Source organism: Pedobacter sp. 01N416, from assembly GCF_056399685.1.
In genome coordinates, this window is the sequence record NZ_JBFTRT010000176.1 from 1 (window position 1) to 8798 (window position 8798).

Below are 8798 nucleotides of genomic sequence, written 5' to 3' on the forward strand. Positions count from 1 at the left end.
GAATTATAGAAACACTCGGCGAAGTTACTGCCATTAAAAACGACCATACCAATATTCACTTTACCATAGCTTCTGCAATTAGCCATGAGCTGAAAATCGATCAAAGTGTAGCCCATAATGGGGTGTGCCTGACAGTGGTAGCCTTAAATGATGGGACACATACCGTTACCGCTATAGATGAAACGCTAAACAAAACCAATCTCGATGGTTTAAAAGTAGGCAGTAAAGTTAACCTTGAGCGCTGCATGCAGATGAATGCCCGTTTAGATGGTCATATTGTGCAGGGCCATGTAGACCAGACTGCTGTTTGCGTGAAACGTGAAGCACTGGACGGTAGCTGGGAGTACCGCTTTAAATATGATGCTTCGGCCGGAAATGTAACCGTAGAAAAAGGTTCTGCCTGTGTAAACGGTATCAGCTTAACTGTTGTAAATTCTGAGCCAGACGAGTTTTCGGTATTTATCATCCCCTATACCTTCGAACATACCAATTTACAGGAAGTTCAAGTTGGCGATACCGTAAATTTAGAATTCGATATTATTGGCAAATACGTTGCCCGGTTAATGAATCGATAATCCGTATTTTTGCTGCTCGCTTGTTGTTTTTAGTGTTGATAAGTGGTGCTTTATTAAATTATTGTCGTTGTGCTAACGCTTAATTTTTCATAACAGTACAGGATGGTTGGTTAAATAATATTTCTGATTATCGTACAGTTAAGATTAAAAAATTAACGCTAACCAATATGAACAGGAATTCCCGTACCTCAGGCACAATAACTGCCCTTGCCTTATTGCTTTTATTTACAACGAATGTTTTAGCACAGAAAATCTCGGTAAAAGATTTCACCGTTGAGCATTTAGTAAATCCTTTTAGTATTGATAATCCAAAACCCAGATTTAGCTGGAAAATCATTTCGGATTTAAAAAATACCAAACAGCGCAATTACGAAATCAGACTGGGTACAACAGCAAATATTGATAAAGTTTTGTGGAAAGCTGCGGTAAAAGATGATCAATCGGTATTGATTGCCTATGATGGCCCTGGGTTATCGTCAAAAACCAAATATTACTGGCAGGTTAGGGTAAAAGATAACCACGGAAATACATCTRCATGGTCGCCGGTTCAGTTCTTTCAAACAGGTTTAAAACCTGAAGACTGGAGCGCAAAGTGGATCGCAGTAGCAGGAGAAGATACTTCTCTGGCCAGTCCACTATTCAGAAAAGAATTTAACCTGAAAAAAGAGGTAAAATCTGCAATGGCTTACATTACTGCCAAGGGTTTGTATGAGGCCAATATTAACGGCGGGCGGGTTAGCGATACTTATTTTGCACCAGGGTGGACAAGTTATAAAGATCATATTCAATACCAGGTTTACGATGTTAAGCAATCGCTAAAGAAAGGGGCCAATGTAATTGGCGTTTCACTAGGCGATGGCTGGTACAAGGGACGTATCGGGTTTAATAATCAAAAACAATTTTATGGCGATACCAGGGCTTTATTGCTGCAACTGGAATTGGAATATGCTGATGGAACCACAGAAACCATTATAAGCGATAACAGTTGGAGAACAGGTTATGGGCCAATACTTGCTTCCAATATTTATGACGGAGAAACCTACGATGCCCGTTTAGAGCTCCAAGGCTGGAATAATATTGGTTTTAAAGAAAACACTTACTGGAAACCTGTGCAGGAACTCGCCAAGGGCCCGGAAAAGCTGGTTGGGATGAGCGGACCGCAGGTGACCAAACATGAAACGTTTAAAGCCTTAAAAATATTTAAAACCCCAAAAGGTGAAACCGTGGTTGATTTTGGACAGAACTTAGTGGGCTGGGTAATGTTAAAAGCCAAAGGTGCGGCAGGTACCAAAATTACCATTAGCCATGCTGAGGTATTAACCAAAGAAGGAAATTTTTATACCACTAATCTCCGGTCGGCAAAGCAACAGAACAATTATATTTTAAAAGGCGGAACCGAACAGGTATTTGAACCTCATTTTTCTTTTCAGGGGTTTAGGTACGTCAAAATAGATGGATACCCCGGCGAACTGAAACTGGAAAACCTTACCGCTGTAGCTGTTTATTCGGATATGAAAACCAGCGGAAAATTCACGACTTCAAATCCTTTGCTAAACCAATTGCAACATAACATTTCATGGGGACAGAAAGGAAATTTTGTTGATGTGCCGACAGATTGTCCGCAAAGAGATGAACGTTTGGGCTGGACAGGCGATGCACAGGCATTTGCCACAACGGCTGCATATAACATGGATATATCGGGCTTTTTTACCAAATGGCTAAAAGATGTTTCTGCAGATCAGCTTCCTAATGGCAGTGTTCCTTTTGTAGTGCCAAATGTGCTGAACCAAAATGACGCAGGTTCTGCAGGTTGGGCCGATGTTGCCACTATTATCCCTTGGGATATGTATGTTTCGTATGGAGATAAAGGCATACTGGAAGCGCAGTATGGAAGTATGAAAAAGTGGGTTGATTATATTTCTTCAGTGGCTAAAAATAACCTTTGGAACACCGGTTTTCACTTTGGCGATTGGTTGTTTTATCGTCCTAATGATGATAATGATGGCCGCGCAGCGGTGACGGACAAGTACATGATTGCCCAAACATTTTATGCGCATTCTACACAGTTGCTTATAAATGCAGCAAAGGTATTGGGCAAAACAGATGATGTAACCAAATATACTGCACTATTGGAGCAGATTAAAGCGGCTTATATCAAAGAAAATATGACGCCGAATGGAAAGCTGATCTCTAACACCCAAACTGCGTATGTATTGGCCTTACAGTTTGATATGTTGCCTGAAAACTTACGTGCACAGGCTGCACAAAGATTGGTAGACAATGTAAAAGATTACGGAAACCACCTGACTACAGGTTTTTTGGGCACTCCTTACCTTTGTCATGTATTGAGCCGCTTTGGGCACGAGGATGTAGCTTACGACCTGTTGCTACAGGAGAGTTACCCTTCGTGGTTATATCCGGTTAAAATGGGGGCAACCACCATTTGGGAGCGTTGGGACGGTATTAAACAGGATGGATCTTTCCAAACGGCAGATATGAATTCTTTTAATCATTATGCTTATGGAGCCATTGGCGATTGGATGTATAAAAATATCGCTGGCATTAATCCGGTATCAGCACAACCAGGTTACAAAACCATTTTAATTGCACCAAGACCAGGAGGGAAATTAACCAGCGCGTCGGCAGAGCTGGAGACGGTGTACGGCACTGTTAAATCATCGTGGACGATTGCAGATGGTGTTTTTAAGCTCGATGTAACTGTTCCTGCCAATGCAACCGCAACGGTAGTATTGCCGAAAACCGATAAAAAAGAAGAAATAGGCTCAGGTAGCTACCATTTTGAATATAAATATTAATCGCTTATAATTGCAGCTTCGTTAAAAGAGATTATATCACTATTATAAATTTTCAACGGGTCGTCATTCCCAACTTGATTGGGAATCTTAATGCAATTAGCTTTAAGATTCCCGCCTRCGCGGGAATGACGGTTTAGTCGAAATATGATAAAGTCTCTATCAGATGCAGTAAAAAATAAATGTACAGTAAAGAAGAAGCAGCTCGCCTGCGCCAACAGTTTTGGATCAGTTTCGGGCAATATATGAAACCCGTCCCTTCAGCAAGCGGTTCTACCGTAAACTGGACAAATTACAAAACGGGTGTGAAGAATATCTTCTTTAAAATGGATGTTGATGGTAAAAAAGCCTTTATCAGCATTCAGCTGTCGCATCCCGATACCGATATCAGGCATCTCATTTTTGAACAATTTGAAGAGTTTAAGCTCATGTTTGCTAATACCGTAAATGAAGAATGGGACTGGATTAAAGATGCAACCGATGATTTCGGTAAAACGGTATCACAGATTTCGATAAGCATTACCGGAGTGAGCATTTTTAATCAACAGCACTGGCCTACGTTAATCTCCTTTTTTAAACCCAGAATAATTGCCTTAGATGAATTTTGGGACAATGTAAAACCTGTTTTCGAGGATCTGGTTTAATCAGTAAGGTTTAGCTGCGCAATTCTATCCTTTGAAAATTTAATTTCTTCTTTGTCATCGGTTAAGCTGGGCTTGCTTTTTAAATAGAGGTTATAATATTTAAGCGCATTTTTTTCCTGCTTTAAACGGGTATCGTAAAATACCGCCAAACGATAATATAAAGTTGCTGTTGCTTTAAATTGCAAACCTTTTTTATAGGCTGCGCTTGCCAAAGCCAGTTGATTACTTTCTTCATAAACCAGTCCCAATAAAGAATAATAACTGGAAGTATTGGGCGAAATGGCCTCATCGATGGTTTTTCTGGTATATATAGCCGCCTGCGAATAATTTTTTAAAGCGCGGTAACTGAGTGAAGTATAATACAAGGTAGCTTCATTTTCCATCGCTGCCACCTCCAATTGTTTAAAAAGATCAATTGCCTTTTGGTACTTCTTTGTATAGTAATAAGCTTTTGCAACATCTTTTATCACCCCCGCATCAGCACCATCTTTCAACAGTTTCTCTCCCGATGCAATTACTTCGCTGTACTTTTTAAGCTGGTTGGCAATAGGAAGTTTAGCCCTTTGCAGCACCAGGTTATCACTATCGCCCTTAATGGCAATATTAAGTACATCATAAGCTTTTTCATATTGCTGATAAGCAGCATGCACCTCAGCCAGATCGGTAGCAACATCACCCTCTAACGGATTGATCAGATTAGCCTTCAAGAGGTAGATGAGTTTAAGTGAATCGTCCTTTGGAGAACTATACAAATTAGCCAGCAGTTTGTGCACATTAAAATTATTGCTATCTATTTTTACAATTTCGCCATAGTACAGCTTGGCTTTTTCAGTATTTCCCCTTTTGTTATTGATACTGCCAAGACTGAAAAGAATAGGCAGGTTTTGTGGCTGCAGCGTATAAGCTTTGCTATAAAATTTTTCTGCTTCAACATTGTTGCCTGCCATTAAGAAGCAATAGCCGATCTGGCTGAGGGTTTTAAAATCGTTTACTTCTTCTCCATAAATGCCTTTGAGGTATTGAGCAGCATCGGCATAACGCTGGGTCTGATAGAAATCGAAAAGTTTCTCCTTATCGACAGCGCTTGTATTTTGCGCATAACCAGCTAAACTTAAACCAACTAAGGCCAATAATGTAAGGAGCTTTTTCATTTGTATAAAATTGTTTTTTTAGTGGCAATGAAGCTATCATGATTTATCTGCTACATTTTAACAATTTGAAAAATCATGATGGTTTCATGACAGATAATTTTAAACTAATTTATTAGTTGTTTTCGATATTTCCAAATCTGTTTTGTTAAAAGATTGGCGAAATAAAACAAAACCAGCGCTAAGGGGTTTATAAGGAATAGTTAACTAAAAATAAGAACCTATGAACACTTTAAAGAAGTTTGAATTAATGGAAAAGATTGTGCGTGAATTAGAAGACTTACAAAACTCTCAGCAGGCACTTATTCAGAAAATTGGTAAAATTGAAGTAGATAATATCGAATTGGGCGATAATCGCCTGGAAAAAGATTTACCGGATATTCATCAAAATTTAGCTGATAACTTAGATACTATCTCAGGAATTTTAGATTACTTTGCAGGTAAAACACAAAACTTTGGTGATAAAAACAATGTTGATGCTTTAAAAGAACAGGAAGCCATTAACAACGCCACCAGCTAAAATTAATCGCATATGAAATTTTTATCTTTAACCGTTGCCTTTTTGCTTGTTGGCTTATTTGCCAGCGCACAGGTATTGCCATCTTTCCAGCTGGGCATTAAAGCTGGTGCAAATTTTTCGAAATTTGATAGTGAAAACACTTTTAACAGTAACAACCGCGCAGGTTTTTATGGTGGCCTTTGGGCCAGGGTAGGTGCTGCAGGCGTTTACTTCCAGCCAGAGCTTTATGTGTCGGGCAAAAAAGCAGATTTAGTAAGTGAGTCAACGGGAGAAGTAAATAAAGTGCGTTTTACAAGTTTAGATGTGCCATTATTGGTAGGTACTAAGTTTGGTGCTGCTGGTATTGGCCTCCGTTTAAACACCGGACCGATGTTTTCGTTAATATTAGATGAAAATCAGAGTTTTGGTCAGGCTGCAGGAAGCGTTTTCAGAGCCGACTTTAAAAATCAGGCCTTGGCATGGCAGTTTGGAGCGGGCTTAGACCTTAAAAAATTAAGCTTCGATGCACGTTACGAACTTGGCTTATCAAAAATCAATAAAGCAGGTTATCCTGGTACTAAGTTAAACTTATTTACAGTTGGCTTAGGTTATAGGATTTTGTAACAGCTCCTTGCGAATCGTCACCATGAATTTATTTCAGGGTCTTTTTTAGTGTGATAGATGGCTGAAACAAGTTCAGCATGACGATACTAGTTAAGTGAACCTAGCTAATATAAGAAAGGGAGATAAAATTAATTTTATCTCCCTTTCTTATTAATCCTCTTTTTCTGGTTCAATTTCTGTTAACTCATAAGCAAACGATCCGTTTTTTGGTACAATCGGAGTAGCCCGACCGACACTTAACGCTTTAATAAAAGATGCGCCAAAATAAAATATCAACGAAGAGTAGAATACGAAAAGCATAATTACAATAATCGAACCTGCTGATCCATAAATGTTGCTGATGTTACTCAATGGCAATAAAATCCTTAAAATATACTTTCCTGCTGTAAAAAGGCATCCGGTTAACAGACCTCCAGAAATTGCTGCCCGCCATGTAGGACGACCATTGGTTAAATACCTGAAAAGTATGGTAAACCAGGTGGTTACGATGATTACAAAAACCAATTGGTTGATGATCGAAGTTAAGACCAATCCGAAAGAAGGAGAACCGTTTTTTAGATAGGCGCCAATATAAGCCTGCACACTATCGGCCAGCAAGCCTATAAAAAATAATATGCCGGCAAATAAGATAATCGTAACGGATATAGCCCTCGATTTAAGGGTATTAACAATCCCTTTTTTATCTTTTTGGCCTATATTCCAAATCTGCTCTAAAGAGTTTTTAATCACATTGAATAGGGTGGTAGCTACAAAAAGGAAAAATATAAAACTGACCAAAGTAACATACCAGGCCTGATCGATACCACGGATATTTCTTAGGGTTGTTCTGATCTGTAAAATACTCTCATTGTCGAGAATACTGGCCAGCCGTTCGAAAAGATGTGTAGCCAATAAGCGCCTATCGGTAAACATACCAAACAGCCTGATGAGGATAATTAATATCGGGGGTAAGGCGAAATTGGTGAAAAAAGCAGTAGCACCGGCCAGGCGTAAGGGATCATTCTGTTGAAATAAATTAAATGCTTTTCTTATGGTTGAGAAAAAAAACTTCAGATCTTCTGTTATCGATGGCATCACTCCTGCGTTAAACTCAAAAGGCCGAAAATAGTAAAAATACTTTATTCAGCCTTTTTTATGCATGTAAAGATTCTAGTTTGTTTTGGTGAAAACCAGCAAGGTTTTATCGCCATCCAGCAAATGTAACTTATTATCAGTTATTTTAGCACCATTAACCTGATTAAGGGCATGTAAGTAAGCACGTTCGGCTGCATCAGTTTCCTGACAGAACATTTTTGTGCCAAAAACATTTTTAACGGTTATTTTATTATCTGCAATTTCTCCCTGGCCACCGTAATTGTTACAAAATGATTTTCCACTGATTTTAAGGCTGTCGGCAAAGTTTAGCGTTGCTTTTGCTGTTGTAGGTAAAGTTAAACCTGGCAGCGCTGTTAACTCCCACTTGGTATTGTTAAAGCTCGCTGGATCTAATTTTTCTTTACAAGAACTCAATAATAAGAGCAGCATTCCACAGAAGATTAGGTGTTTCATAATGTAAGGTTTAAATGATTTTCCTTTTTAACATCAAAAACTAAACCATAAAAAGACAAAATTGCTTTTTGAAAGCGCTAAATTGGTTTTTCAATCTTCATCCAGTGATGTTTTATGTCATGGTAATCGAAAATAGAGATCCGTTTTAAACCCGCTTTTTCCAGAACATGGATAGATCCCAGGTTATCGATATCTGCTATGCCAATAATTTCATGCAGATTTAGTTCATTAAAACCATAGTCTCGTGTCGCCACTGCAGCTTCTGTAGCATAGCCCTTGCCCCAAAACCGTTTACTGAACCGATACCCCAGATCATAATAATTAATATGGTTATTGGTAGATTCTTTAATTAGTTTTAAGCCCGACCAACCTACAAAATTGCCTGTTGCTTTTTCGATAACAGCCCATCTGCCAATACCGTTTTCGATATATTGTTTTCTGATAAATTCTATTTCTGCGATACTTTGTTCGATTGATTTTACAGGATTATTGCCCAGGTAAAGGTGCACTTCAGGATCACCATCCATTTCAAACATGCCCTCAGCATCTGTAGGTAGCAATTCACGCAAAATTAAACGTTCGGTTTCGGCAAAAATCTTCATTTATAATCTTTTGTTCAAAATTAAGATAATAATTTGTGAACCTTATCTAAGACTGTCTTCGTAAATGGGCCCATACATACTTGGTACCTTATTCCCTGTTGAACGCAGGTATACAATCATTTCGCCACGGTGGTGATAAATATGGTTCATTAAAAAGCCCCGTATTACCTGGATCCTTGGCATGGGCTGGAGAACCGTTTTACCTCCAGCGGTCATTTTCCAGTCTTCGAACATGCTTTTGTCTGTGGCCGATTCGATACTTTCTTTGGCCCTTTTAAAGGCCCGTTCAAATTTGCCTATAATGTTTTCGATATCGCTGATATCTACCTCGTCACGCTTATAGGT

General features: G+C 38.9%; 10 protein-coding genes. 5 read left to right on the top strand and 5 right to left on the bottom strand.

Annotation, left to right across the window (positions count from 1 at the left end):
* The first annotated feature begins 2 nt into the window (after positions 1 to 2).
* From AC1DND_RS11665 to AC1DND_RS11675, 3 genes are all read left to right on the top strand, one after another.
* A complete protein-coding gene (locus AC1DND_RS11665) occupies positions 3 to 575 on the top strand; it encodes a riboflavin synthase (RefSeq protein WP_477581776.1) in 573 nt (190 codons plus the stop codon).
* 167 nt (positions 576 to 742) lie between these two features.
* Complete coding sequence (locus AC1DND_RS11670) at positions 743 to 3391, top strand: family 78 glycoside hydrolase catalytic domain (RefSeq protein ID WP_477581778.1); 2649 nt, start codon at positions 743 to 745, stop codon at positions 3389 to 3391.
* A 179-nt stretch (positions 3392 to 3570) separates the two neighbouring features.
* Positions 3571 to 4032: a DUF4268 domain-containing protein gene (locus AC1DND_RS11675; RefSeq protein ID WP_477581780.1), complete on the top strand. Its 462-nt coding sequence runs from the start codon at positions 3571 to 3573 to the stop codon at positions 4030 to 4032.
* On the opposite strand, the gene AC1DND_RS11680 is transcribed toward AC1DND_RS11675, so the two are convergent.
* A complete protein-coding gene (locus AC1DND_RS11680) occupies positions 4029 to 5183 on the bottom strand; it encodes a tetratricopeptide repeat protein (RefSeq protein ID WP_477581781.1) in 1155 nt (384 codons plus the stop codon). The genes AC1DND_RS11675 and AC1DND_RS11680 overlap by 4 nt on opposite strands.
* A gap of 220 nt (positions 5184 to 5403) precedes the next feature.
* Between AC1DND_RS11680 and AC1DND_RS11685 the strand changes: the two genes are divergently transcribed.
* Positions 5404 to 5700, top strand: coding sequence for a hypothetical protein (locus AC1DND_RS11685; protein ID WP_029277458.1), 297 nt, complete (start codon positions 5404 to 5406; stop codon positions 5698 to 5700).
* Positions 5701 to 5712: 12 nt separating this feature from the next.
* Positions 5713 to 6303: a porin family protein gene (locus AC1DND_RS11690; protein ID WP_057932575.1), complete on the top strand. Its 591-nt coding sequence runs from the start codon at positions 5713 to 5715 to the stop codon at positions 6301 to 6303.
* A gap of 150 nt (positions 6304 to 6453) precedes the next feature.
* Here the strand turns inward: AC1DND_RS11690 and AC1DND_RS11695 are convergent, their stop codons facing one another.
* The 4 genes from AC1DND_RS11695 to AC1DND_RS11710 form a co-directional block, all read right to left on the bottom strand.
* Positions 6454 to 7377 carry a YihY/virulence factor BrkB family protein gene (locus AC1DND_RS11695; RefSeq protein ID WP_029277456.1) on the bottom strand — a complete coding sequence of 308 codons (924 nt, stop codon included), beginning with the start codon at positions 7375 to 7377 and terminating at the stop codon, positions 6454 to 6456.
* A gap of 75 nt (positions 7378 to 7452) precedes the next feature.
* Positions 7453 to 7851: an META domain-containing protein gene (locus AC1DND_RS11700; protein ID WP_477581784.1), complete on the bottom strand. Its 399-nt coding sequence runs from the start codon at positions 7849 to 7851 to the stop codon at positions 7453 to 7455.
* Between the two features lie 77 nt (positions 7852 to 7928).
* Positions 7929 to 8453, bottom strand: coding sequence for a GNAT family N-acetyltransferase (locus AC1DND_RS11705; RefSeq protein ID WP_477581786.1), 525 nt, complete (start codon positions 8451 to 8453; stop codon positions 7929 to 7931).
* Between the two features lie 42 nt (positions 8454 to 8495).
* The coding region (locus AC1DND_RS11710) for a DinB family protein (RefSeq protein ID WP_477581788.1) at positions 8496 to 8798 on the bottom strand (303 nt) is incomplete at its 5' end.

What these genes read in the sequence shown, in the direction of transcription:
- AC1DND_RS11675 (WP_477581780.1), top strand. Translation starts at nt 3,571, where the DNA reads ATGTACAGTAAAGAAGAAGCAGCTCGCCTGCGCCAACAGTTTTGGATC.
- AC1DND_RS11680 (WP_477581781.1), bottom strand. Translation starts at nt 5,183, where the DNA reads ATGAAAAAGCTCCTTACATTATTGGCCTTAGTTGGTTTAAGTTTAGCT.
- AC1DND_RS11685 (WP_029277458.1), top strand. Translation starts at nt 5,404, where the DNA reads ATGAACACTTTAAAGAAGTTTGAATTAATGGAAAAGATTGTGCGTGAA.
- AC1DND_RS11690 (WP_057932575.1), top strand. Translation starts at nt 5,713, where the DNA reads ATGAAATTTTTATCTTTAACCGTTGCCTTTTTGCTTGTTGGCTTATTT.
- AC1DND_RS11695 (WP_029277456.1), bottom strand. Translation starts at nt 7,377, where the DNA reads ATGCCATCGATAACAGAAGATCTGAAGTTTTTTTTCTCAACCATAAGA.
- AC1DND_RS11700 (WP_477581784.1), bottom strand. Translation starts at nt 7,851, where the DNA reads ATGAAACACCTAATCTTCTGTGGAATGCTGCTCTTATTATTGAGTTCT.
- AC1DND_RS11705 (WP_477581786.1), bottom strand. Translation starts at nt 8,453, where the DNA reads ATGAAGATTTTTGCCGAAACCGAACGTTTAATTTTGCGTGAATTGCTA.